This window comes from Streptomyces sp. CA-250714, from assembly GCF_050936705.1.
In the GTDB taxonomy this organism is placed as follows: domain Bacteria; phylum Actinomycetota; class Actinomycetes; order Streptomycetales; family Streptomycetaceae; genus Streptomyces.
In genome coordinates this window covers 267726-291081 of the sequence record NZ_JBNJMI010000001.1, presented here as the reverse complement: position 1 = coordinate 291081, position 23356 = coordinate 267726, and the positions used below count along the sequence as shown (strand labels likewise).

Here is a 23356-nt window from a genome sequence, read left to right as displayed (position 1 = left end):
GTGCGCACCAGGATTGTGGATGTGTACGGGGGAGATGCGGGTGAAGCCGCTGGCTGCTGCCGATCCGCGGCGGATCGGGCCGTTTCGGCTGGTCGGGGTGCTCGGGGGCGGGGGTATGGGCCGCGTCTATCTGGGCCGCTCGGACGAGGGCCGGGTGGTCGCGGTGAAGGCGGCGCGCGCCGAACTCGCCGACGACGCGCACTTCCGCCTCCGCTTCGCCCGCGAGGTGGCGGCCGCACGGCAAGTGGGAGGGCCCTTCATCACGCCCGTCGTGGCGGCGGAGCCGGACGGTGCGGTGCCGTGGATGGCCACGGCCTATGTGCCCGGGATCTCCCTGACGGACGCCGTGCTCACACACGGGGCGCTGCCGGAGCGCGCCGTGCGGCAGCTGGCCGCCGGCCTCGTGGAGGCGCTGACCGCGATCCATGCGGTGGGCATGGTGCACCGCGACCTCAAGCCGTCCAACGTGCTGCTGACCGCCGAGGGTCCGCGCGTCATCGACTTCGGTATCGCACGCTCCGCCGTGGGCACAGCACTCACCCGCACGGGCATGATCATCGGAACCCCGGGCTTCATGGCACCCGAACAGGTGAGCTCGGCGGGCCCCGAAGTGTCAGCGGCGGCAGATGTGTTCGCGCTCGGCGGCGTGCTCACGTACGCGGCAACGGGACACGGCCCGTTCGGCAGTGCCGAGCCGCAGATCCTGATGTACCGGACGGTGCACGAGGAGCCGCGTCTGGAGCGGGTGCCCGACGGGCTGCGGGAGTCGGCCGCCGCGTGCCTCGCCAAGAACCCGGAGGAGCGGCCCGCTCTGGCATGGCTGCGCGACCGGCTGGGCCCGGCAGGCTCCTACGAGGAATGGCTGCCCGCCCCCGTCGCGCATAGCCTGCTCGAACTCGCCGGGCGCATCATGGAGTCGGGCAGGCCGAAGGACGCGACCGTGGATCTGTGGGCCGGTGCCGAGGCCGGTGAGCCGGCGCCCGCGCCCCATGCCCCGCCCTCGCCGCACTCGGCCCCCACACAGGACGCGGAGGACGAGGACCCGGTCATCGAGCCGCAGCCGGAGCGGCGAAGCCTCTCCCGGCGCCGTGTGGTGATCGCCCTCTCCGGCGCAGGGGCGGCGACAGCAGGCGGGCTCGCCTGGGCGCTGCGCCCCCGCGAGAACGGAAACGACAAGGAAGGGCGGCCCAACCCGCTCGGGGTGAAGGCCAGGGAGAAACTGTCCGTCGTCGCTTTCAAGAAGGGTGCGGGCGGTTTCGGCGACGCCTATCTCAAAGACGCGGAGAAGCGCTACCGGCGCGCCTTCGAAGGCGCCGAAGTCACCCATCACGCAACCGAGACCGTCGCCGACGCAGTGCTGGCCCGGCTCAAGTCCGCCGACCCACCGGATCTGGTGCAGAACTCGGGCGCCTCGCCGCTGAATCTCCACGCCCTCGCACAGGACGGCCAGTTGACCGACCTCAAGCCGCTGCTCGACGCGCCGTCGCTGGATATGCCGGGCAGAACCGTACGGGAAGTCCTCCGCCCCGGCACCATTACGGCGGAGGGCTTCGGCGGCTCCACGGTGTACGTACTGCGGTATGCCAGCGTGGTGCTCGGCATCTGGTATATACCGGAGCTCTTCGAGGAGTTCGGCTGGGAGTACCCCCACAGCTGGGACGCCATGCTGGAGATCTGCGCCGACGCGAAGCGGCAGGACCTCGCCGGATGGACGTTCGCCGGAAGTTCCCCCTTCTACCTCCTCTACCTCGTCCTCCCGCTCATCGGAAAGGCAGGCGGGCGCGACGCGCTGGAGGCCATCGACAACCTGGAGAGCGGCGCCTGGCGTACCGAGGTGGTGCGCGACGTCTTCGAGGCGGTGTACGAGCTGGGCGCGAAAGGATATGTGCATCCGCGCAGCCCACGCTGGGACCACAGGGCGTCACAGGCGGCATGGCTCGACGGGAAAGCCCTCTTCCTCCCCAACGGTTCCTGGCTGGAAGAGGAGATGGCCTCGGCCCCAGGCGCCTACGACGCTATGGCAGTCGGCCCCACCCCCGCGCTGACCGCCTCGGACGCGCTGCCGTACAGCACGCTGTGGCATCTGCCGTCCGAGCCCTTCTTCGTCCCACGGAAGGCACAGAACCCGGCGGGCGGGATGGAGCTGTTGCGGATCATGCTCAGCCGTACCTCGGCCCGCCGCTTCACCGAACTGACAGGAAGCCTCACAAGTGTTGCGGACGCCGAGCGGTCGCAGGACCTGCCGGCCGGTGCCGCCTCGGCCGCCCGCGCCCTCGCACGGGCCGGACGCGATGTCATCGATCCCCGGTTCCCCGACTGGCATCCGGCGCTGGCGCGGGACAAGGTCGGCCCGGTGCTGGGCGAGCTGATGATGGCCGAGATCCGTCCCGCCGAGGCCGTCAACCGGATCCAGGGCCACGCCGATGCGGAGGCCAAAGGCAACAAGGCGGCCGGGCCCCGCCACTGAGTTGCCCTGGTCGTGCCCTCGACGGCGCCCGGCCCTGCGCTGGGGAGGCCCCCTGGGGCGATGAACCGGCCAGTAGACTCGACGGCTGTGGCGGACACCCAGTATGAAGACCTTTTGCGGCTGACACTCACGTCAGGGACGGCCAAAGCCGACCGGACGGGCACCGGCACCCGAAGCATCTTCGGCCACCAACTACGCTACGACCTCTCGCGGGGGTTCCCGCTGGTCACCACCAAAAAGGTGCATCTCAAGTCCATCGTGTACGAGCTGCTGTGGTTCCTGCGCGGCGACTCGAACGTCGGCTGGCTGCAGGAGCACGGCGTCACCATCTGGGACGAATGGGCCGACGAGAACGGCGAACTCGGCCCGGTTTACGGCGCACAATGGCGCTCCTGGCCCACCCCCGACGGCAGGCACATCGACCAGATCAGCGAAGTCCTCGACACGCTGCGCCGGGACCCGGACTCCCGCCGGATGATCGTCTCCGCCTGGAACGTCGCCGAGCTGAGCAAAATGGCACTCCCGCCGTGTCACGCCTTCTTCCAGTTCTACGTCGCCGAAGGCAAGCTCTCCTGCCAGCTGTACCAGCGCAGCGCGGACCTGTTTCTCGGAGTCCCGTTCAACATCGCGAGCTACGCCCTGCTCACGCACATGGTGGCGCAGCAGGTCGGTCTCGAACCGGGCGACTTCATCTGGACTGGCGGCGACTGTCACATCTACGACAATCACGTCGAGCAGGTGACCGAGCAGCTCTCGCGCACCCCGTTCGAGTTCCCCAGGCTGCGGCTGCGCGAAGCCGACTCGCTTTTCGACTACGCCTACGCCGATGTGGAAGTGCTCGACTACCGGCACCACCCGGCCATCAAAGCCCAGGTCGCGGTGTGAACGTCGGGCTGATCTGGGCGCAGACCCTCAATGGCGTCATCGGCGCGGGCAATGCGATCCCGTGGCGACTCCCGGAGGACATGGCGCATTTCAAGGCAACCACCCTCGGTCATCCAGTGGTGATGGGGCGCAAGACCTGGGATTCGCTGCCTCCGCGATTCCGCCCGCTGTCCGGCAGGCGCAACATCGTGGTGACTCGCGATCCCAAATGGGTGGCCGAAGGCGCGGAAGGTGCCGGGTCCATCACCGAGGCTCTTGAACTGGCAGCCGAGCCGCTGCACCCAGCAGCCCCTACTGCGGCATGGGTGATCGGCGGCGGTGAGATCTACCGTGCTGCCCTGGGATACGCCACGACGCTCTCCGTGACTGAAATCGACTCGACAGTGCACGGCGACACCTACGCCCCCACACCGGACCCGACGTGGAAAGTCACCGAGGACAACGGCTGGCAGTCCTCGACGTCCGGGCTGCGCTACCGCATCCGCACATACACCCGGTGACAGTTGGCCCACCCTGATGCACCCCCGAAACAGGCACGAGTAGTCGTCTCGGTCTCGCGGGCCCGGGGGACCGTGCCGCTCAGGGTGAGCGGCGGGGCCGGGAGGAGTGTCAGTGGCGGCCTGTTCAATGTGGGTCATGGAGATGGACACACAACGGCGTGGACTGTTCTGGGATGTGCTGGCGGGGCGGGTGCAGCCGCCGCCTGCCGCGGTGCTATTGGGGTGGGAGCTGGTCGGAGTCGATCCGGAGCAGGGCACCATCGAGGTCGCATTCGAGGCGGGTGCGCAGTTCGCGAACCCCGTTGGTGTGATCCAGGGCGGGTTTCTGGCCGCCATGCTCGATGACACCCTGGGCCCTGCGCTGGTCGCGACGTTGCCCGAGGAGCAGTTCGCACCCACTCTCGATCTTCATGTTCAGTTCCTGCGTCCCGCACGCCCCGGACGGCTGCTGGGCCGGGGGCGAATCGTGCAGCGCGGCAAGGACGTGTGTTTCCTCGCCGGTGAGCTGATAGGGCCCGACGACAAACCGGTCGCCATGGCGACCGCGACCGCACGCATCCAGACCGTCCGTCGATGACCGCAGTCGGGAGAAGGCCGCATAACAGGTGGTGCGCCGGCCGAGCGCGGTGACGCCGGAGGACGGCAGCTTACGGGGAAGAGTCGGCAGCCGTGGTTCAGGGAGCGCCGTAAAGCTCGGCCAGTTCCGCGATGGCGCGGGCCATCTCCGCGTGGGCCTCGGGCGGGTCGAGGACCTGGATGTCGGCGCCGAACTGCAACAGATGGCGAACCGCCTTCGCGACGGGGTAGGCGAACTCCACCCGCAGCCACTCATCGGTGCCCGGCTCCGGGACGGGTGGCCCGGTGAAGTAGTAGCCCGCGATGCGGGTCACCATGTCCAGGCGTTCGCGGTGGATCCGGACGGTGATCCTGACACCTTCCTCGCGGTCTTCCACTTCGCGGCGCAGGTCCTGCCAGACCTGGGGCAGCTCCATGCCGGGTCGCCGGCGCGCTTCGGCCTCGAGCACGCTGACCTGCGAAAGCCGGTCGGTGCGGAAGAGCCGCGGAGTGCGCTTGTGGTCGGCGACCAGATACCAGGTGCCTGCCTTCGACACCAGACCGTACGGATCGAGGGTGTAGGTGCGCAGGGTGGTCCGGCCGCTGTGGCGGTAGCGGACACGGAGCCTGCGGTCGGTGAGGGCCGCGGCGTACAGGGCCTCCAGATCCGTCTCCGGGCGGGGCGCTGAATGCCAGCGGTCCGGTTCGACGAGGATGCGGCGGCTGGTGAGCTCGGCCGCCGGGCGGTGCGGGGCGGGCAGCGCGGCCATCACCTTGCGCAGCGCGGAGCCGAGCGCGTGGTCGAGCCCCAGCGCCGAGTGGGCGCTCTGCGACGCCAGCACGAACAGCGCCCGCGCCTCGTCGGTGGTCAACCCCGTCACATCGGTGCGGAACCCGTTCACGAGCCCGATGCCGCCGTCCTTGCCCCGCTCCGCGTACACCGGGATACCGGCCGCCGACAGTGCTTCGACGTCGCGGTAGATGGTCCGCTGCGAGACCTCCAGGCGCTCGGCGAGCTCCTTGGCCGGGACGAGGGCACGGTGCTGGAGCAGCAGAACGATGGAGAGCAGCCGGTCGAATTTCACCTCCGCAGAATATGACGGCGGATGTCATATAAGCCCAGCAAGATCGCTCCCGTTGGCACCGACGAAGGAGCAGAACTGTGGAGCGTCACGACATCGAGGCCTTGGCCGCCCGTATCGAGGGACCCGTGCTGTTGCCCGGCCAGGAGGGCTTCGAGGACGAGCGGACCGGCTTCAATCTGGCCGTGCGGCACTGTCCGGAGGTGATCGTCGGAGCCGCACGGGCCGAGGACGTGGTCGCGGCCGTCGCCTTCGCCGCGGAACACGGAATGCCGGTGGCCGTACAGAACACTGGGCACGGCTTCTCGGTGGCCGCCGAGGACGGACTGCTGGTCACCACCCGGCGCATGGCCGCTGTCCGGATCGACCCGGAGACCCGCAGCGCGTACGTCGGGGCCGGTGCCCGTATCGAGCAGGTCGTCACCGAGGCGGCGCGGCACGGCCTGGCTCCGTTGAACGGCTCAGCGCCGCACGTGGGCGTCGTCTCCTACATCCTCGGCGGCGGGCTGGCGCTGCTCGGCCGCAGCCACGGCTGGGCGGCCGACCGGGTGCTCGCCATGGACGTGGTGACCGCGGACGGGCGGCTGCGCCACGTCACCCCGGACACTGAACCGGAGCTGTACGGGGCGCTGCTGGGCGGGCGGGACAACTTCGGCACCGTGACAGACATGGAGTTCGGCCTGGTCCCGGTGGTCCGGCTGTACGGCGGCGGGCTCTTCTTCGACGTCGAGCAGACCCCCGGCATCCTGGACGCCTACCGGGAGTGGGCCGCCACCGTGCCCGAGGCGATGAACTCCTCGGTGGCGCTGATTCCCTTCCCGGACGACCCGCAGGTGCCCGAGCCGCTGCGCGGACGTCACGTCTGTCACGTACGGATCGCCTTCACCGGTTCCGCCGAGGCCGGCGAACGGCTGGTCGAGCCGCTCCGCCAGGCCGGCCCCCGGCTGCTGGAGAGCCTGCGCGACATGCCTTACCAGCAGAGCGCCGACATCCACGACGACCCGCCGGTCCCGATGCCGTGGGCCGCCGACGACGCCTTCCTCACGGACCTGGGCGGCGACGCGGTCCGTACGATCATGGAGCACGCCGGCCCCGGTGCGGCGCTGCCCGCCATCGTGGAGCTGCGCCACCTGGGGGGTGCGCTGGCCCGTCCGCCCGCGTACCCGAACGCCGTCGGCCACCGTGACGCGCGCTTCATGCTGGCGGTCCTCGTCCCCTTGACGGGTGTCTCCGCAGCCGAGGCAAACGCCTTCCTGGCGCTCCTGTTCAAAGAGCTGGAGCCCTGGACCAGCGGCCGGTTCCTCAACTTCATGGGCCACGGCGACACCGCCGACCCGGACCGGACGCGCACCGCCTACACCGAGGACGACCACCAGCGGCTGACCGCGCTGAAGGCCGAGTACGACCCCCAGAACCTCTTCCGTCTCAACTACAACATCCCGCCGCACACAGCTCCCACAGTCTGACGGCATCACCTGCTCGCAGCCCCCGATGACTTGGCGCCCTCCGACGACTTGGAGCCCTCGACGACTTGGAGCCCTCAATGACTTGGAGCCCTCGACATGACCTGGAGACCTCGATGACCTCGCCCTCCGCGGGCCTCGCCGCGACGACACACCGCCCCTCCGCATACGCTCCGCTGCGCCGGATCCTCGCCATGGATGCCGCCGGAATGCTCGTGTTCGGGCTGGCCTACCTCCTCGCCTCCGGCCCTCTGGCCCGGCTGCTGGGGGTCGGCGACCAGTTGGTGCTCACCGCCGGCGGTCTGATGCTGACGATCGGCGTGTACGTCGCTGTGCTGTCCAGCCGCGCTCAGCCGCCCACGGCCTCGGTGAGGCTCGTGATCGCGATCGGTGCCGCGTGGGTGGCGGCGAGCGTCGCCGCCATCCTCCTCGACTGGTCGGACCCCAACACGATCGGCACGGCATGGATCGCCCTCCAGGCCGTTCCCGTATCTGTGTTCGCCCTCCTTCAACGCTCCGCACTGCGCCGCATCAGCACCTGACCACCACCCACCATGTCCGGCCCCCGCACGAAGCCGATCGGGGCCTGCGGCACCAGCCAATTCCAGGAGTTGTCATGACCACCGAGAGTCAGTCGGCCAATGCGCCGACCTCGTCCGTCACATTCATCAATGTCTTCGAAGTACCCGCCGACCAGCTGGACGCGTTCGTCGCCCAATGGGAGCAGCGCGCCGCCCTCATGGCCGGCAAGCCCGGGTTTCTCGATTCCCGGCTGCACCGGGCCCGTTCGGACGAGACCCGGTTCCAGCTCGTCAACGTGTCCCACTGGGAGAGCCAGGAGGCGTGGCAGGCCGCCACCGCCGACCCCGAGTTCCAGCAGCGCACCCGAGCCGCGCGCCAGGACGCGCCGACACCGATCACGTCCAGCACCGGCCTGTACGACGTCGCCGCCGAGTTCTTCGCCGCCACGGCGGAACCGGGGCGGTCGAGCTGACCGCCCACCGTGCCGGCCGTCGCCCCACAGGCGGCCGGCACGGGCTGGACAATCCCAACCGACAGCGTGACTTTTGGCGGATCCCATCAAGCGCTGTCCGGGAAATGGCAGCTGATTTCTGCTGAGGGCACGCTATTTGCGGCGGCCGATGCTGAATTCGAGATCACGTTATCGACTGCCGGTGAAGGAGTCATGTCGGCCGGATTTCCGTCTCCTTTCCTGTCGCACCGGCCGTTCCCGAGCGTCACATTCCAGCCGTACCGCGTTGCTCCGGCCCGGAATGGGACGGCGGCGGGACCGGAGCGGTTCCCGGTCGACGCTGCGGCGGGCGGCTGAACCGCGCAACCCTGCTGAGCACTTCGTTGAACTGCGAAGATCTCGTCCTGCGCAGGCCACTTGGGCGGAATCGGATGAACGGGTAAAACCTGGCTTCCCGGGAAGACGATCGTCGCTTTCCCGCCTCGCCGCCCACCGTGTCAACCGCGTCTACGCGCGGTGAAGTGCTCTTGCTCAAGGGCGAATAGGTCTGGTTAAACTCAGCCTTCATGCATCACACCCCCCACGGCACGACGCAGAACAGGCAAGGCAATCGCCCGATATTTATTGAACGTTCAGGTAAACGAAGGAGGGTGCTCCGGACTATTGCCGTGACACTCGGAACTGCCTGCGGCGCGTATCTGATGTTCGTCGCGGTCGTCCTCGCCGGGATCTGGCAGCCCGCCGGACAGCAGCAGCCTCCCCGCACCGGCGACGCCGTCCCCACCGGCCCCGCACAGCAGGGCAGCGCCCCACACGGCGGCACCGATCTCAGCGAGACCGGACGGGACGCCGCCGCACGGCACGGCGCCGACCGAGCCGAAGGCACTCGGCGCGACACCGGCGCCGGGGCCGAACGGCGCGGGTCCGGCTCCCGGCCTCCCTCCCGTCTCCCGGCCCCCGCCGCGTCCGCGCATCCGGCCACCCGCGGATGAGCCCCCGGCACGCACTGCGCCGTCCCCCACGCGGTCACTGGGTGCTGTTGCTACTCGTCCTCACGGTCGTCATCGTCACGCTCCTCTTCGAGGGCTGGACCACGCACGAAGTCGACGCCGCCCGCACCAAACGTCCCTGCGCCGAGCCCATTCCGCGCAGTGCCGACACCGGGCGGCCGGTCCTGAGATTCACCGGCGACGGCGTGGAGACGGCCGCCATGCCCCCGCGTACGGCGGCCCTCACCTTCAACGGCGGTCCGGACCCCGTCTGGACCCCGCGGCTGCTCGATCTGCTGGCCGCGCACCGCGCCCACGCCACGTTCTTCGTCTACGGCAAGCAGGCCGCGCGGTACCCCGAACTGATGCGGCGGATCCGTGCGGACGGACACGAGATCGGCTCCTACACCTACACCGGCGGTGACCTGGGGGCCGCGTCGCGGTTGCGCGCCCGTACGGAGCTGTCGTTGACGCAGACGGCGCTGGCCGGCACGGCAGGCGTACGCACCCGGCTGCTGCGGCTCCCGCACACCACGGCGGCGGACACACTGTGCGGCCCGGAATGGCCCGCGGCCCGGCGCGCGGCCCGGCAGGGGTATCTGATCGTCGCCGCCGACCGGAAGAGCCGAAAGCCCGCCGACGGCGTCGTACGCCAGTACAGCCATACCGATCTCGGCTACCGCGAGGCGCGGGCGCTGCTGCGCGACCGGCGCGTGGAGAGGTTCACCACCGTCTCCGCAGGACTCGGGCAGCTCGCCTTCACCACGCCCGCGCCGCTCGTCGAACGCGTGAAGGGAGCGGGCCTGATCCGGGCCCAGGAACTCGGCCGGATCTTCTCCCGGGCGATGGCCTGGGCACTGGTCGTGGCGGGCGTGCTCGGCCTGCTGCGGCTGGCGATGCTGGCCTGGTTCGCCCGCGTCCACGTACGCCGCCGCGGCCGGTCGCGGCCCGGCGCGCCGCGGTTGCGCGAGGTGACCGGCCCGGTGACCGTACTTGTCCCCGCGTACAACGAGGAGGCCGGTATCGGCGCCACCGTGCACTCGCTGCTCGCCTCCACCTACCAGAACCTGCAGATCATCGTCGTCGACGACGGCTCGACGGACGGCACGGCAGCGGTCGTGGAAGGCATCACCGACCCGCGCGTCACCCTCGTGCGCAGGACCAACACCGGTAAGCCGGGCGCGCTCAACACCGGCCTCGCGCACGCGCGGCACGACATCGTGGTGATGGTCGACGCCGACACCGTCTTCGAACCGGACGCGCTCCACCACCTCGTCCAGCCGCTCGCCCACCCCGCGATCGGGGCCGTCAGCGGGAACACGAAGGTCGGCAACCGCCGCCACCTGCTGGGCAAGTGGCAGCACCTGGAGTACGTGCTGGGCTTCAACCTGGACCGGCGCATGTTCGAGGTGCTGGAGTGCATGCCCACCGTCCCCGGCGCCATCGGCGCGTTCCGGCGCGACGCGCTGATGGGCGTCGGCGGCGTCAGCGAGGCCACCCTCGCCGAGGACACCGACCTGACGATGGCGCTGTGGCGCGCCGGATGGCGGGTCGTCTACGAGGAGTCCGCCGTCGCCTGGACGGAAGTACCGGACAACCTGCGCCAGTTGTGGCGGCAGCGCTACCGCTGGTGCTACGGCACCCTCCAGTCGATGTGGAAGCACCGGCACGCCGTACGCGAGGTCGGACCGGCCGGTCGGTTCGGCCGCCGAGGGCTGAGCTATCTGGCGCTCTTCCAGGTCGTGCTGCCGCTGTTCGCCCCGGTCGTGGACGTCTTCGCGCTGTACGGAGTGTGCTTCCGCGACCCGACAGAGGCGGTCGCCGTCTGGCTGGGTTTCCTCGCCGTGCAGATGGCCACCGCCGGATACGCGCTGTGGCTGGACGGGGAACGGCTCCGCGCCTTGTGGTCCCTCCCGCTCCAGCTGTTCGTCTACCGGCAGTTGCTGTACCTGGTCGTCATCCACTCGGTGATGACGGCCCTGCTCGGCTCACGCCTCAAATGGCACCGCATGCACCGCACCGGCACCGCCGATCCGTACCAGGTGGAGGCGGCCGCCGAGCGCGGCCTGCTGCTCCAAGGACCGAGGGGAGAACTGCGATGACCCGTCCGCTCGACGTCCCCGGGGTCCCCGACACGCCCGACGTGCGAGACGCCCCCGACCTGCCGGACGCGTCCGGTGGGATCCCGAGTGGGCCGAGGGCCGCGGCCTTCGCGCCCGGCCGTGCCGACCCGGCCGTGCTCCGCGACCGGCGGGAGGTGTACGGCTGGCGGGGCACCGCGCTGGTGCGCATGCGCACACCCGGGCACAGACGCGCCCGTCCCCGGCGCCGGCACCGCGTGCTGCGGCTGTCGCTCGCGCTCCTGGTCACCCTGCTGGCCACCGCGTGCGGCACCTACGCCTGGGCGGAGACCGAATTGAACCGGGACGTGAAGCTCGGCGCCTTCGGCGGGCGGCACCCGGCGGGGGAGGGGACCAACTACCTGATCGTCGGCTCCGACAGCCGCGAGGGCCTCTCCGACGCCGACGTGCGGGATCTGCACGCGGGTGGTGGCGGAGGGCGCCGGACGGACTCGATGATCATCCTGCACAAGGGTGCGCACGGCACGGTGATGGTCAGTCTGCCGCGCGACTCCTGGGTCACCATCCCCGGCTTCCACAACCCGGCGACCGGCAAGCACGTCCCCGCTGCCAAGAACAAGCTGAACGCCGCCTTCGCGTACGGCGGCCCGGAGCTGCTCGCCCGTACGGTCGAGCACAACACCGGCCTGCGGATCGACCACTACGCGGAGATCGGCTTCGCCGGCTTCGTAAAGATCGTCGACGCGGTGGGCGGGGTCCGGCTGTGTCTCGAACGGGACATCAAGGACGAGAAGTCCGGAGCCGACCTGCGGCGCGGCTGCCAGACGCTGGACGGCCGGGAGGCGCTCGCCTTCGTCCGGCAGCGCCATCAGGAGGCCGAGGGCGACCTCGGCCGCTCCCGCAACCAGCAGCGCTTCCTCTCGGCGCTGGCGCACAAGGCCGCCAGACCGGGCACCGTCCTCGACCCGTCGCAGCTCTACCCGGCGCTCCACGCGGGCCTCGAGACGCTGGTGGTCGACCAGGACATGGATCTGCGGCGGCTGGCCGAGATGTTCCGTTCCGTGCAGGGCGCGGGCGGCCGCAAACCGCAGCGTGTCAACGTGCCGGTCGACGCGGTCGGACTCCCCACCTCCAAGGGCAACGTCATCCGCTGGGACGCCGAGCGCTCCGCGCGGCTGTTCCAGCAGCTCCGTCAGGACCACCCGGTGACCGTCACCGGCGGACGCCGCAGCTGACCGGACCCGGGTGTGCCGCCCGCGCACGGCGGCACACCCGGACGGAACGCTGCTGGTCCGTCGCACTGTGCAGGGCCGCGGCGTGCTCTTTGAGGTCATGACGTCGACTTTGGGGTCATGACGTCGACCGCGTCTTGGCGCGCCTGTTGAAGGCCAGCCCGGGCGATCGCCCCCGACTCGAGCAGTCGCCTCATCGGAGTGCCGTGACTGGCGAGGTTGCCGCGCAGCACGTCAGCCGTGTCCGGCGCCGACCGCTGACACGGCAGCTCTCGCCTCGCTGCTCGGTACGCCCAGAACCAGACTGCTCCGCCTCCTCGCGGAGCCGCTGGCGACAACGGAGATCGCCCAAGGTGACCCCGAGTGCCGTGTCCCAGCACCTTCGCGTGCTGTACGACACGGGCCTGGTCACCCGGGCACGCCACGGCCGCGGGCCCTCTACCGCCGCAGCCCGCCGGCGACCAACTGACCGACCATCATCCGGCCGCGTAGAAGCTCGCCCGTTCCAGCAGCTTTCGGAGCCCGTCATCCCCGGGAGCCAACCACCCGCGTTCCTATCGGTCGTCGGGAGTGAGCGGTTGGCGTGATCCGAAGGTCGCGGTGTCCTCGAAAACGGCTTCGAGCTGTGTCGACTCGACGATCTCGGCCAGTCTGGCGGCCGAATCCGGGTGGACCAGGGAGGCGAGCACCTTGGGAAAGTCCTGCGGGGTGGCGTCCACCTCGAAGATCGAGATGATCTGCCGCTCGTCGGTGAGGCTGTGGCTGATGCTCACCCCTGAGGGATAGGAGTCCGGGGTCAGACCAGGGGGAAGCCAGGCTTGGATGAACTCCTCATCAGTGACGCCGGGCTTCAAGGTACGGACAAACACGGCGCGCAGCATGCGCTGTCTCCTCTTGGTCGGCTGATGGTCGGCAGGTGCCCTGCCAGGCGATTCACAGTACGTGTCTACGGTGATCGTGAGTGTCGGGGCTCATGAAGCTCAGCGAGCTGTAAGGCGGATACGGCGTAGCGAGGGCAGGCGCGAGTGTTTCCGTTGCTGAGCAGTGCTGAAGCAGCGGCACAGTGCCCTGGATGAAACCGGGGACCCCGGGTGGAGTGGTGGCAAGAGAAATCGTCAATTTTTGGGGATCAAGCGTTCTATAGACTCCCCGGATGACCAGCGATCTTCTCCGCCTCACCGTCCTGGGGAGTGCGACGCCCTATGCGAGCGTGGACAACCCGTGCTCCGGATACCTGGTGTCCAGCGGCGGCACTCGGGTCTGGGTGGATGCGGGCAGCGGAACGCTGGCGCAGCTGCAGCGTTATGTCCGGCTCGACGAGGTGGACGCGATCTGGATCTCGCACCTGCATGCCGATCACAGCGCTGATCTGCTCACCGCCTATTACGCGGCGCTCTTCGCGGATATTCAGCTTGCCGTGCCTATCCCGCTGTACGGACCGCCTGGAATCGCTGACCGGCTGGCTCATTTCCTCACCAACAGCTCGACACGCAGCCCGGTCGAGCGCGCCTTCGCCGTCCATGAGCTGGATGACGGGCATCAGGCGCGCGTCGGCGCACTCACCATGACCAGCCGGGCAGTGGCGCACGGCATGCCGGCCTTCGCTGTGCGCATCGAGGCCGAGGGCCGATCGCTGGTCTACTCCGGGGACACAGCACCGTGCGCGAACCTCACGCGGCTGGCCGACGGCTGCGACGCGCTGCTGTGCGAGGCCGAGAGCGCCCAGCCGCCGACCGAGGGCGAACAGGTGCACCACACACCCGAAGACGCCGGCGACACGGCCGCCGCGGCCCGAGCAGGCCGGCTGATCGTCACCCACGTCGGCCGCTTCCTCACCCCACAACAGGCGGTGACCCGCGCCTCCACCCGGTTCGCCGGCCCCGTCGACTACGCCGCACCCGGCGCCACCTTCCCGATCGGCTAGCGCGGACCAGATGAAGATGCCAGCGGTGTGGCGTGCGGCGAGGTGGATGGTGGCGGCCTTGTCGCAGCCGGTGGCCGGACCGCGCCACTGCTTGCGGGGTTGATGGACCGCTCGACGGTGTTGCGCTGCTCGTAGGCGTCGCGGTCGAAGGCGGGCGGTGTGCCGCCGACTCGGCCACGGCGCTTGCGGTGGGGGCTGGTTCGCGGGCTGAGGAATCATTGCCCGGATGCCGCGACGTCGCCGATGCTCGCGGACAGCACACGGCGAGTAGGCCTTGTCCGGGGTCGCCTCAGGGTTCCAGTCTGCGTAGGCGTTCGGCGTCGGTGGTGCGGGGGCAGTTGAGGCAGGGTTGGGCGGGGCCGATGGTGTAGTAGAGGCAGCAGCCCAGTCGGGTGCGGGTGGGGTAGGTGCGGCCGGAGTCGCCGGTGAGGTGTCGGAAGGCCGCGCCGCCGGGGAAGGGCGGGACGGGGCCGGGCAGCAGTTCGGTCGCGGCCCGGATGGCGTTCTCCTCCTCGCCGAGCATACGGCCGAGGTACCAGATGCCGGAGATCAGGTCATCCTCGACCATGCCCCACAACGCCCGTGGCCCGCGTCGTACTTCGGGGGCGATTGCGGTGAGCAGCGGGCGCAGGTGGTCGGCGACGGCGGACCGCAGTTCGGCGCGGAGCGCTTCCGCGTCGACCAGCGTCCGTGCCCCGGGGAGTCCGTCGCGCGCTGCCTCGTCGTCCGCGAGGCACGAGAACACCTGGCCCGGGGTGACCTCCACAGCTCCGGTCTCCAGATCGACCTGGATGTCGCCGGGCCGGATGCGCGGCACGCGGCGCTCCAGATACCAGGCGCCGCTCATGAGGAGGGCGACGGACCACGCGTAGCCGTGCAGCGCGCGCGACGCGGCCACGTCCCTGCGGGCGGTGTGCGCTTCGCGTCGCTGGATGCGGGCCGACTCCGCCTGGACGAAGCGGTCCAGGGCAGCGGGGTCCTGTCCCAATGCCGCACCGCTGACCTGCTGTTGGGGGTTGGCGCGGGAGGCCGTGGGTTCGGCGCCGTCCGCAGCGGCGACCCGTGCGCTCAGTGCCTCACAGGTGGCGGTGACTCGCTCGTACAGCTCGGTGAGGACGTCGGAGGCTGAAGCGGGGCGGGGGAGGTGCGGTATGCGCCGGGAGGCCCGGGTCGTGCTCATCGGAGAGGTCCTTCGTGGTGCATGGGAGGCATGGGACGGCGGTGGGCAGGGGGAAAGGTGAGGCTCACCTTAGTGGCAGTGGATGCTGGTTGGACGGGCCGTTGCGGAGGGGGGCAGGGCTCTGTGGTGCAATTGCCTATGCCGCATAGTGCAGTTGCCTGGTTAGGCTTGCCTAACTTAACCTCTCCGCTGTGTTCATGGCCAACGAGGCCGCGCCCCCCGGCGCGTCGCCTTCCCCCTGCGTACGGCGGTGCGGCCTGCTCCTGCTGATCGGGCTTGTCGCTCTGGCGCTGTGCGCCGCGCCGAGCCTTTCGCCGGGCGCTCGTTCTGTTCCGCTGCCCACCGTTGTCGAGGCCGTCTTCACCGACGGGCGTGGCCACGACGCCCTCTTGACGACGGGGCCACTGCTGCCGCGTATCGTCGAGGGCCTTGCCGCCGTGGGCCTTGTCGCCATGGCCGCGCTGGGCGGCGCGGGACCGGTCGCCCGGCGGAGCACCCGGACCGCGCTCGCCCAGTCAGTCAGCACGGAGCAGCAGACCGATGCCGCGATGAACACGTACGCATCGTGGGCCGACCATGCGCGAGCCGACATGGCTCACGCCGCCGAGACGTAACCCGGCGCCAGGGCGTCGCGCCGGGACCGTCATCACCGCGCTGCCGCACGGCCGTCCCAGCGCTCCCTCGTCTTCCGTGCGGCTCCCTCGTCCTCCGTCCTCCGTACGTACGTCAACCGTCACCCCCGGCAGAATCGGAACGGCTCACTGCCCATGCGGCTCTATCTGCTCGCCCTGAACCCCACCCCGTCGGTCTCGGACGGCTTCCTCCCCGCAGCTCGACGGCTCGGCCTCCAGGTCACTCTGCTGACCGACCAGCCCGAGGCGCACATGCGCTCCGGGGCCGGCACCGGGGACGACGGGGTGGAGGTTCTTGGGTGCGACGTACGGGACTTCCATGCGCTCATCACCCGCATCTCCGCCCACCACGCACCGGACGCGGTCTTCACCAACAGCGACCACCTCCAGACCCAGGCAGCCCTCACCGCCGACTACTTCGGCCTGCCCGCCAAGGACTGGCGTACCGCCCTGCGCACCAAGGACAAGGCGCAGCTGCGTCGCCACCTCGCAGCCACCGGCGCCGACGCCGTCCGGGCAGCCGAACTCACCGCCGCGCAGGACCCGGAGGAGCTGCGCGCGCTTTCCGTCCCGTACCCGTGCGTGCTCAAACCGCGAGAGGGTGTGGCCAGCGAGGACGTCGTGCTGGCGGAGGGGCCGGAGGAACTGGTGCGGTACGCACGGGAGATCAGGGCCCGGCGTGCGGGTGCTCCGCTGGTGGTGGAGGAGTACCTCAGGGGAGAGCTCTACACCCTGGAGACCCTGGGCGACGGCCGCGTCCGGCATCTGTTGGGCGGCTTCCACAGCGAACTCTCCCCGCCGCCCGCCTTCATCGAGAAGCGGCATCGCTATATCGCCGCCCACCCCGAGCACGTCACCCGGCAGGTTCTGGCGCAGCTCGACGCGCTCGGCGTCGGCTTCGGCGCCTGCCACACGGAGTTCGTCGTCTCCGCCGGCCGGGCCCGCATCATCGAGGTCAACTACCGTGCCATCGGCGACCAGTGCGACCTGCTGCTGGCGCAGCTGCTGGACATACCCTTGTTCGAACACATCCTGCGCACCCACCTCGGCGAGCCCCTCCCCGACGACTTGAGGGCCCGTACCGGCGGCCGCGCCCGGGTCGCCTTCCCCTTGGCGGACCGCGCCGGAACGCTGACCTCCGCGCCGGACGCCTGTGATCTGCAGACGGACGGGATACAGCTCGCCTACCGGCCCGTACGCACAGTGGGGGAGCGGCACCAGCTGTACGGCACCAACCGCGACTTCCTCGGCGTCGTCCGCGCCTTCGGTCCGGACGGTACGGACCAGCAGTCCGTCGACCGGGCCGTGGCGGACTTCCTCGCGGAGCAGCACTGGGAGATCACCCCGTGACCGCGAAGGACCCGCTCGCAATCCCTGTGACCACCTGCCAGGACGAGCTGGCGCTGCGCGTCCTGGACGCCCTGCTGCGTGAGAACGTGGCGGGCATGCGCACCCGCAGCCGTGCCGAACAGCGCGCGGACGGCACCTGGCTGCGCCTGGACGGTGGTCCCGGCGAGGGCGAGGCAGTCGGCGCGCTGCTCCTGCCCGTCACCGAGGACGGCTTCCAGTGCGCGTGGCGTGCCCGGCTGCCGCTGCTGCTGCACGAGCCGTACGGCGTCCAACCAGCCCGCGAACTCACCGCACCCGACGAGATAGTCGGGGCTTTCCGTGCGCTGGCCGACCCGCAGGACCATGCCGGGTTCGACGACTTCGCCGAGGAGTGCAGGCAGACCCTTTCCACCATGCGGCTGCACGCGGCCACCCGCGCGGAGACGGCGGGCATCCTCGCCGCCCGCTACGGCGCCGACCCGGCCGACTGGACAGGACCGGCCGCAGCGCTCGGCCACGACACCCTCGCCGCTCGCCACGACCACCCCGTCTACCCGGCAGCACGCGGCCGCTCCGGGCTCGGCGAGGCGCAATTACGCGCCTACGCCCCCGAGTTCCACCCCCGCTTCCCGCTGCGCTGGCTCCTCCTGCCCCGGGACCAGCTCGTCCTGCCCGCAGGCGAGGCAGCGCTGCCCAAGTGCTGGCCGACCCCGGCCGCGCTGGGCCGGTCCGACCTGGACGGCGAACACTTGGCCCTCCCCGTGCACCCGCTCAGCATCGGCACCCCGCTGCGCGACGCGCTGCGTGCGGTCGGCCTCCAGGGCCGGGCGCAGCTGGCGGAACCGGGGCATCTGGAGGCCGTACCGACGCTGTCGATGCGTACGGTCGCCCTCGCCGACGAGCCCACCTGGCACCTCAAACTGCCGCTCGCCACCTCTACCCTGGGCCTGCGCAACCGGCGCACCATCAAGCCCGGAACACTCGCCGACGGCGCCGCCTGCCAACGTCTGCTGGAGACGGTCATCGCCCGCGAGCCCCGTTTCCGGGACACGGTGCTGCTGGCCGACGAACGCGGCTACGCGCACGCGAGCCACGAACTTCTCGCGGTGCTGTGCCGCCGCTACCCGCCCGGCTTGGACGGCTCCGTCGTCCTGCCGATGGCGGCGCTGCTCAGCGAAGCGCCGGGCGGCGGGCTCGTCCTCGACCGGCTCACCGACCGCTTCTACGGTGGTGACCCGGCCGCCCTGCTCGACACCGTCCTCCGCCTGCTCCTCGACTGGCAGACCACGCTCTTCGGCTACGGCATCGCACTGGAATCCCACCAGCAGAACGTCTCTCTCGTCCTCGACCGGTACGGGGACGGCGGCACCCGGCTGCGGCTGCTGCTCAAGGACAACGACGGCCCTCGCATCAACGCCGCGCGCATGAGCGCTGCGCTGGGCGCGGATGCCCCCGGCCGGGACGTTTTCCAGGACCCGCGGATATTCACCGAGGACGACGGGCCGGTCATCGACCTGTTCACCACCATCACCCTCCATCTGTGCGCCGGCGCCTACGCCTTCGGCCTCGCCCGACAGGGCCGCGCCCCGCTGGAGCGGCTGCTGAGCCCGATCCGGGACCGGCTCGCCGAGTGCGTCGAAGCGCTCGGTACCCGGCCGGGCGAACCGGGCGCGGTGCTGCGGGAACGCGTGCTGGACGCGCCCGGGCTGCCGGTCAAGGCGATGGTCTCGGCAGGCACCCTCTTCACCAAGGAACGCTCGGGCGCCGCCGACATCAACAAGCACTACACCTCAGGGCCCAACTACCTGCTGCCCACAGTCAGGACGGAACGCCCGCAGTGAGCGTCCCGGCACCCCGTACCCGCACATTCCGCACCCGCAGGAGCAGTTGATGCAGCCGACTACCTCGCTCGGCACCGAACCCGATACCGACAACGACCCCGACAGTTCCCCGTCAGCCACCCCCACCCGGCTGCCCACGCCGGACGAGGCCGTCACCCACACCCTCCTCAACTGCCTGCTGCGCGAGGTTTCCGGCCCCGAACACCAGACTGCCGTCGTCGACGGGCGGCTGCTGCTGAGACTGCCCCGCCTTGGCGTGCTGCTCCGCGTCGCGCTGCGCCGCACCTCACTGCTGGGTGCCCACCGCTTCACCGGGCCCGTCACCGAGCAGCACGGCGACGGCGGCTGGACGGAGGTCGGCTGGCGGCGCCTCGCCGAGTACGCACACGAAGAGCTGTTCCTCCGCACCGGCGTACGCAACGAGGAGTTCCCCGAGCAGCTCGCCTCCAGCCACGAGGGCGTCGCCGCGGCACTCGCCGGCCGTACCCGAAAATCCGCCGCGCAGGCCACCGCGGACGACACACCGGCCCGCTACCTCGCCTCCGAGCAGTCCCTCCTCCTCGGTCACCGCTTCCACCCCACCCCCAAGGCCCGTACCGGCGCCCCGTCGTCCTGGGCCACCTACGCACCGGAGGCGGGCGCCACCTTTCCGCTGCGTCACTTGGCCGTACGCGAGCACCTGCTGGCGGAGGAGACCGCCGTCAGTGGTGCGGCGGCGCCGCTGGACCGGCTGGCCGACTCCGTACCCGAGGGCTACAGACTGCTGCCCGCACACCCATGGCAGTACGAGATGCTGCGCGAGCACCCCCGGCTGCGCGCGGCCCTGGACGGCGGCGACATCCTCGACCTGGGCGAGGGCAACCGGCCGTTCGCCGCCACCGCTTCCGTACGGACGCTGTACGACGGCGAGACATTCCTGAAGTTCAGCCTCAACGTCCGCATCACCAACTGCCTCCGCAAGAACAGCAGTTACGAGCTGTCCGGCGCCGTCGCCCTCACCCGCCACCTGGAGCCCGTACTGCGCGAGCTGGCCGACCGCTTCCCCGGCGCCGCCGTACTGCGCGAGCCCGCCTACCGCAGCCTCGCTCTGCCCGGACCCGACGGCACGCCCGACCGCGGTCTGCTCGAAGGCTTCGGCGTGATCGTCCGCGACGGCCTGGCCCCGTACCTGCTGCTCGGCACCACACCCTTGCTCGCCGCCGCCGTCGCCGACGAGTACCCGACAGGACCGGGCCACGTCTCCCGGCTGCTGGACGGCGCGGGCCCGCAGGCCGTACGGGAGTGGTGGGCGGCCTACCTGCGGCTGCTCGTCCCGCCCGTGCTCGCCGCCTACTTCGACCACGGGCTCGTCCTCGAACCCCACCTCCAGAACGTCCTGCTCTGCGTCGACGCCGACGGCATGCCCGCGCAGGTGCTCTTCCGCGATCTGGAGGGCGCCAAGCTCCTCCCCGAGCACCACGCGCGGACACTGGCCGCGCTGCCCACCGAAGTGGCGCGGCCGATGACGTACGACGCCCAGCGCGGCTGGGACCGGGTCGTCTACTGCCTGCTGGTCAACCACATCGCCGAACTGCTCGCCGCGCTCGCCGATCTGCACCCCGCACAGGAGGCGGCGCTGTGGGCGCAGGTCCGCGAGACGCTGCACGACCACGCCGAGCGCCACGGCCGCACCCCGCGGCTCAACGCACTGCTCGCCGGGGTGCCGTTGCCCGCCAAGGCCAACCTCCTCACCCGCTGGGAACGCAAGGCCGACCGCGACGCCGGCTACGTCCGACTGCCCTCACCGCTGGCCGCGGACGTACTCGCCGACGCGGCCGCTCGCACCACCCCCTGGAGCCCCCGATGACCGACCGGAGCCCCCAGCCCGCCGTCCCGCCCTCCATACGGCGCCGCCTCGCCGGCCTCTCCGGTGCGGAGCTCCCCGCCTACCTCTACGACCTGGCCGCCCTGCGCCGGCACGCCGCCTCCATACGCGCCGCTCTGCCCGAGCGCGTCGAGCTGTACTACGCCGCCAAGGCCAACCCCGAGGCCGCCATCCTCGCCGCCCTCGCCCCCTGGATGGACGGCTTCGAGGTCTCCTCGGGCGGCGAACTCGCCCACGTCCACCAGGCCGTCCCCCAGTCCCCGCTCGCGTTCGGCGGCCCCGGCAAGACGCCGGCCGAGCTGGGAGCGGCGCTGGAGACCGACCGCGTCGAGCGCATCCACGTGGAGAGCGAACACGAACTGCACATGCTCGGCGAGCTGGCCTCCCGCACGGAGGGAGAGCGGGAAGTCCCCGTGCTGCTGCGCGCCAACCTGCCGGTGTCCGGGCGGGAACTGGAAGGCAGCGCGCTGGCGATGGGCGGGCGGCCCACACCGTTCGGTCTCGACCCCGCCCAACTGGAACGCTGCCTCGGACTGCTCGCCGAGTGCCGCTATCGACGGCTGCGGCTGCGCGGTATCCACGCCCACCTCGCCAGCGGTCTGGACGCCGCCGACCAGGTGGCCGTCGCCGAGCAGATCGTGGACCGCACGGTCGAGCTGGCCCGCCGCCACCGCACGGTATTTCCCGAACGTCTTGAGGTGAACGTCGGCGGCGGCATGGCCGTCGACTACACCGACCCCGCGGCGCGCTTCGACTGGGCCGCCTACGGCGCCGGACTCGCCCGCATCCTCGACGCCCACCCCGGCCTGACGCTGCGCGTGGAGCCGGGCCGCGCCATCACCGCGTACTGCGGCTGGTACGCCACCGAGGTGCTGGACGTGAAGCCCAGCCACGGCGAGTGGTTCGCCGTGGTGCGCGGCGGCACCCACCACTTGCGGACGCCCGCCGCCAAGCAGCACGACCAGCCCCTGGCCGTACTGCCGGTCGAGAACTGGCCGCACCCCTGGCCGCGCCCCGTGGCCGAGTGCGGGCCCATCACCTTCGCCGGTCAGTTGTGCACCCCCAAGGACGTCCTCGCCCGGCAGGTGCCCGTGGCCCGGCTCCGCCCCGGTGACCTGGTGGTGTTCGCACTGGCCGGGGCGTACGCCTGGAACATCTCCCACCACGACTTCCTGATGCACCCCCGGCCCGCCTTCCACTTCCTCGACGACTCCGAGGGCCCTGTCCGCCACCCGCAAGTGCGCGGCGACTGCCCAACCCGTACGGCCTCCGGGGCGCAGGGCTGACCGAGCGCACGGAGGAGTTGCGGTGCTCAAAGGGCGTAATGTCGGCGTGCTCGCGCGTCATCGGCTCCCGCCCCACATAAGGCTTTCTCAAGGCCCGCGACCGGGCCCGTGTCGCTGAGTGCTTCGGAGGTCCGTGATGTTCGGGAAGGCCCTTGTCTGTGCCGCTGTGGTCATGGCGACGTCTGCCGGTTCGGCCCTGGCGGCCCAGCCGACCCGCTCCCAAGGCGTCCCGTGCACCCCGCAAACGGGGTTCGCCCACTGCCAGCAAACGGTGTCCAAAACAGCCGCCCACTTCCGGGCCGCCCTGGGAGGCGGCGGCGGTGCGTTGTGACGCACACGCGCCGGAAGCGTGCGCCGGTTCCCCGATACGGGAGCGCTGCGGAAGCCCGAGAACGCCCTCGTATCCGTGAAGTGACTCGGCCCAGGAAATCCCGCGAGCCGCGATGAGTCCTGCGGCGTCCGGTGGTCGTACTGTCGAACCCGTCACCGAGGAGGACTTCCGATGCGCAGCGTGACCTATTCGATGGGCGTCTCACTTGACGGCTACATCGTCGGACCGGACGGCAACTTCGACTGGACGGCACCCGACGACGAGGTCTTTCGCTTCTGGATCGACGAGATCCGAGACGTCGGCGTCCACGTGTTGGGACGGCGGCTGTACGAGACGATGCTGTACTGGGAGACCGCCGACCAGGATCCCTCGCTCGACGCCGCCGAGCTCGAATGGACCGCGCTCTGGAAACCGCTCCCAAAGGTGGTGTTCTCCACCACGCTGTCGGCGGTGCAGGGCAATGCCCGCCTGGCCTCCGGCGGTCTGGCGGAGGAGATCGAGCGGCTGCGAGCCGAGCCTGGGGAGGGCGACATCGCGATCGGCGGCGCGACGCTTGCCGCCGAGGCGGCCGCGTCGGGTCTGATCGATGAGTACCGGGCCATGGTCTACCCGGTGCTGGTCGGCGGTGGCATTCCGTTCTTTCCCCAGCGCGAGCGCCGGGTGGATCTCGAACTCGTCGAGACCCGCACCTTCAGTTCGAGGGTCGTCTACCTTCGCTACCGCGTGATGCGCTAGTCGGCTC

Annotated in this window: 22 protein-coding genes; 19 read left to right on the top strand and 3 right to left on the bottom strand. The window is 70.6% G+C overall.

All coding sequences use genetic code 11. The features are described 5' to 3' along the window. Nucleotides 1-19: 19 nt before the first annotated feature. The 4 genes from ngcE to ACQEU8_RS01475 all read left to right on the top strand — a co-directional run bounded on the left by ngcE (nt 20) and on the right by ACQEU8_RS01475 (nt 4429). Entirely contained in the window at nt 20-2467 is a 2448-nt protein-coding gene (gene ngcE, locus ACQEU8_RS01490) for an N-acetylglucosamine/diacetylchitobiose ABC transporter substrate-binding protein (RefSeq protein WP_433095915.1), read from the top strand. Between the two features lie 87 nt (nt 2468-2554). Continuing rightward, entirely contained in the window at nt 2555-3352 is a 798-nt protein-coding gene (locus tag ACQEU8_RS01485; protein WP_433095913.1) for a thymidylate synthase, read from the top strand. Next, entirely contained in the window at nt 3349-3852 is a 504-nt protein-coding gene (locus ACQEU8_RS01480) for a dihydrofolate reductase (RefSeq protein WP_433095911.1), read from the top strand. Before ACQEU8_RS01485 ends, ACQEU8_RS01480 begins: the two co-directional genes overlap by 4 nt. A gap of 136 nt (nt 3853-3988) precedes the next feature. Continuing rightward, the gene (locus tag ACQEU8_RS01475; RefSeq protein ID WP_433095909.1) at nt 3989-4429 is read left to right on the top strand and encodes a PaaI family thioesterase; all 441 of its coding nucleotides are present in this window, start codon (nt 3989-3991) and stop codon (nt 4427-4429) included. Between the two features lie 97 nt (nt 4430-4526). Here ACQEU8_RS01475 and ACQEU8_RS01470 read toward each other — a convergent pair whose 3' ends face one another. After that, on the bottom strand, nt 4527-5492 hold the full coding sequence (locus tag ACQEU8_RS01470) for a helix-turn-helix transcriptional regulator (protein ID WP_433095907.1): 966 nt from the start codon (nt 5490-5492) through the stop codon (nt 4527-4529). A gap of 77 nt (nt 5493-5569) precedes the next feature. Between ACQEU8_RS01470 and ACQEU8_RS01465 the strand changes: the two genes are divergently transcribed. From ACQEU8_RS01465 to ACQEU8_RS01430, 8 genes are all read left to right on the top strand, one after another. Beyond that, entirely contained in the window at nt 5570-6955 is a 1386-nt protein-coding gene (locus ACQEU8_RS01465) for an FAD-binding oxidoreductase (RefSeq protein WP_433095905.1), read from the top strand. A gap of 77 nt (nt 6956-7032) precedes the next feature. Next, a complete protein-coding gene (locus ACQEU8_RS01460) occupies nt 7033-7494 on the top strand; it encodes a hypothetical protein (RefSeq protein WP_433095903.1) in 462 nt (153 codons plus the stop codon). 74 nt (nt 7495-7568) lie between these two features. After that, entirely contained in the window at nt 7569-7946 is a 378-nt protein-coding gene (locus tag ACQEU8_RS01455) for an antibiotic biosynthesis monooxygenase family protein (protein ID WP_433095901.1), read from the top strand. A 66-nt stretch (nt 7947-8012) separates the two neighbouring features. Continuing rightward, on the top strand, nt 8013-8282 hold the full coding sequence (locus tag ACQEU8_RS01450) for a hypothetical protein (RefSeq protein WP_433095899.1): 270 nt from the start codon (nt 8013-8015) through the stop codon (nt 8280-8282). 311 nt (nt 8283-8593) lie between these two features. Then, on the top strand, nt 8594-8917 hold the full coding sequence (locus ACQEU8_RS01445; protein WP_433095897.1) for a hypothetical protein: 324 nt from the start codon (nt 8594-8596) through the stop codon (nt 8915-8917). Continuing rightward, the gene (locus ACQEU8_RS01440; protein ID WP_433095895.1) at nt 8914-11016 is read left to right on the top strand and encodes a bifunctional polysaccharide deacetylase/glycosyltransferase family 2 protein; all 2103 of its coding nucleotides are present in this window, start codon (nt 8914-8916) and stop codon (nt 11014-11016) included. The genes ACQEU8_RS01445 and ACQEU8_RS01440 overlap by 4 nt, the downstream gene beginning before the upstream one ends. Then, on the top strand, nt 11013-12230 hold the full coding sequence (locus ACQEU8_RS01435) for an LCP family protein (protein ID WP_433095893.1): 1218 nt from the start codon (nt 11013-11015) through the stop codon (nt 12228-12230). Before ACQEU8_RS01440 ends, ACQEU8_RS01435 begins: the two co-directional genes overlap by 4 nt. A 203-nt stretch (nt 12231-12433) precedes the next feature. Beyond that, nucleotides 12434-12814, top strand: a complete 381-nt coding sequence (locus ACQEU8_RS01430; protein WP_433095891.1) for an ArsR/SmtB family transcription factor — start codon at nt 12434-12436, stop codon at nt 12812-12814. Here the strand turns inward: ACQEU8_RS01430 and ACQEU8_RS01425 are convergent. After that, a complete protein-coding gene (locus tag ACQEU8_RS01425) occupies nt 12782-13108 on the bottom strand; it encodes a hypothetical protein (protein WP_433095889.1) in 327 nt (108 codons plus the stop codon). The two genes, ACQEU8_RS01430 and ACQEU8_RS01425, sit on opposite strands and share 33 nt — an antisense overlap. Nucleotides 13109-13380: 272 nt before the next feature. On the opposite strand from ACQEU8_RS01425, the gene ACQEU8_RS01420 reads away from it, so the two are divergent. After that, nucleotides 13381-14151, top strand: a complete 771-nt coding sequence (locus tag ACQEU8_RS01420) for an MBL fold metallo-hydrolase (protein WP_433095887.1) — start codon at nt 13381-13383, stop codon at nt 14149-14151. Nucleotides 14152-14440: 289 nt separating this feature from the next. Here the strand turns inward: ACQEU8_RS01420 and ACQEU8_RS01415 are convergent, their stop codons facing one another. Continuing rightward, complete coding sequence (locus ACQEU8_RS01415) at nt 14441-15331, bottom strand: iron-sulfur protein (RefSeq protein ID WP_433095885.1); 891 nt, start codon at nt 15329-15331, stop codon at nt 14441-14443. Nucleotides 15332-15522: 191 nt separating this feature from the next. On the opposite strand from ACQEU8_RS01415, the gene ACQEU8_RS01410 reads away from it, so the two are divergent. The 6 genes from ACQEU8_RS01410 to ACQEU8_RS01385 all read left to right on the top strand — a co-directional run bounded on the left by ACQEU8_RS01410 (nt 15523) and on the right by ACQEU8_RS01385 (nt 23349). After that, nucleotides 15523-15945, top strand: a complete 423-nt coding sequence (locus tag ACQEU8_RS01410; protein WP_433095883.1) for a hypothetical protein — start codon at nt 15523-15525, stop codon at nt 15943-15945. A 153-nt stretch (nt 15946-16098) separates the two neighbouring features. Then, nucleotides 16099-17313, top strand: a complete 1215-nt coding sequence (locus ACQEU8_RS01405; protein WP_433095881.1) for an ATP-grasp domain-containing protein — start codon at nt 16099-16101, stop codon at nt 17311-17313. Beyond that, nucleotides 17310-19133 carry an IucA/IucC family protein gene (locus tag ACQEU8_RS01400; protein WP_433095879.1) on the top strand — a complete coding sequence of 608 codons (1824 nt, stop codon included), beginning with the start codon at nt 17310-17312 and terminating at the stop codon, nt 19131-19133. Before ACQEU8_RS01405 ends, ACQEU8_RS01400 begins: the two co-directional genes overlap by 4 nt. Nucleotides 19134-19182: 49 nt before the next feature. Then, a complete protein-coding gene (locus ACQEU8_RS01395; protein WP_433095877.1) occupies nt 19183-20979 on the top strand; it encodes an IucA/IucC family protein in 1797 nt (598 codons plus the stop codon). Beyond that, nucleotides 20976-22283, top strand: coding sequence for a type III PLP-dependent enzyme (locus ACQEU8_RS01390; protein WP_433095876.1), 1308 nt, complete (start codon nt 20976-20978; stop codon nt 22281-22283). The genes ACQEU8_RS01395 and ACQEU8_RS01390 overlap by 4 nt, the downstream gene beginning before the upstream one ends. A 502-nt stretch (nt 22284-22785) precedes the next feature. Next, nucleotides 22786-23349, top strand: a complete 564-nt coding sequence (locus tag ACQEU8_RS01385; RefSeq protein ID WP_433095874.1) for a dihydrofolate reductase family protein — start codon at nt 22786-22788, stop codon at nt 23347-23349. The last annotated feature ends 7 nt before the right edge of the window (nt 23350-23356 follow it).

Excerpts from the sequence above, each read along its gene's own strand:
- ACQEU8_RS01420 (WP_433095887.1), top strand. The coding sequence starts at position 13,381 with ATGACCAGCGATCTTCTCCGCCTCACCGTCCTGGGGAGTGCGACGCCC.
- ACQEU8_RS01390 (WP_433095876.1), top strand. The coding sequence starts at position 20,976 with ATGACCGACCGGAGCCCCCAGCCCGCCGTCCCGCCCTCCATACGGCGC.
- ACQEU8_RS01385 (WP_433095874.1), top strand. The coding sequence starts at position 22,786 with ATGCGCAGCGTGACCTATTCGATGGGCGTCTCACTTGACGGCTACATC.
- ACQEU8_RS01475 (WP_433095909.1), top strand. The coding sequence starts at position 3,989 with ATGGAGATGGACACACAACGGCGTGGACTGTTCTGGGATGTGCTGGCG.
- ACQEU8_RS01440 (WP_433095895.1), top strand. The coding sequence starts at position 8,914 with ATGAGCCCCCGGCACGCACTGCGCCGTCCCCCACGCGGTCACTGGGTG.
- ngcE (WP_433095915.1), top strand. The coding sequence starts at position 20 with ATGTGTACGGGGGAGATGCGGGTGAAGCCGCTGGCTGCTGCCGATCCG.
- ACQEU8_RS01455 (WP_433095901.1), top strand. The coding sequence starts at position 7,569 with ATGACCACCGAGAGTCAGTCGGCCAATGCGCCGACCTCGTCCGTCACA.
- ACQEU8_RS01395 (WP_433095877.1), top strand. The coding sequence starts at position 19,183 with ATGCAGCCGACTACCTCGCTCGGCACCGAACCCGATACCGACAACGAC.
- ACQEU8_RS01435 (WP_433095893.1), top strand. The coding sequence starts at position 11,013 with ATGACCCGTCCGCTCGACGTCCCCGGGGTCCCCGACACGCCCGACGTG.
- ACQEU8_RS01460 (WP_433095903.1), top strand. The coding sequence starts at position 7,033 with ATGACTTGGAGCCCTCGACATGACCTGGAGACCTCGATGACCTCGCCC.
- ACQEU8_RS01415 (WP_433095885.1), bottom strand. The coding sequence starts at position 15,331 with ATGAGCACGACCCGGGCCTCCCGGCGCATACCGCACCTCCCCCGCCCC.
- ACQEU8_RS01425 (WP_433095889.1), bottom strand. The coding sequence starts at position 13,108 with ATGCTGCGCGCCGTGTTTGTCCGTACCTTGAAGCCCGGCGTCACTGAT.
- ACQEU8_RS01405 (WP_433095881.1), top strand. The coding sequence starts at position 16,099 with ATGCGGCTCTATCTGCTCGCCCTGAACCCCACCCCGTCGGTCTCGGAC.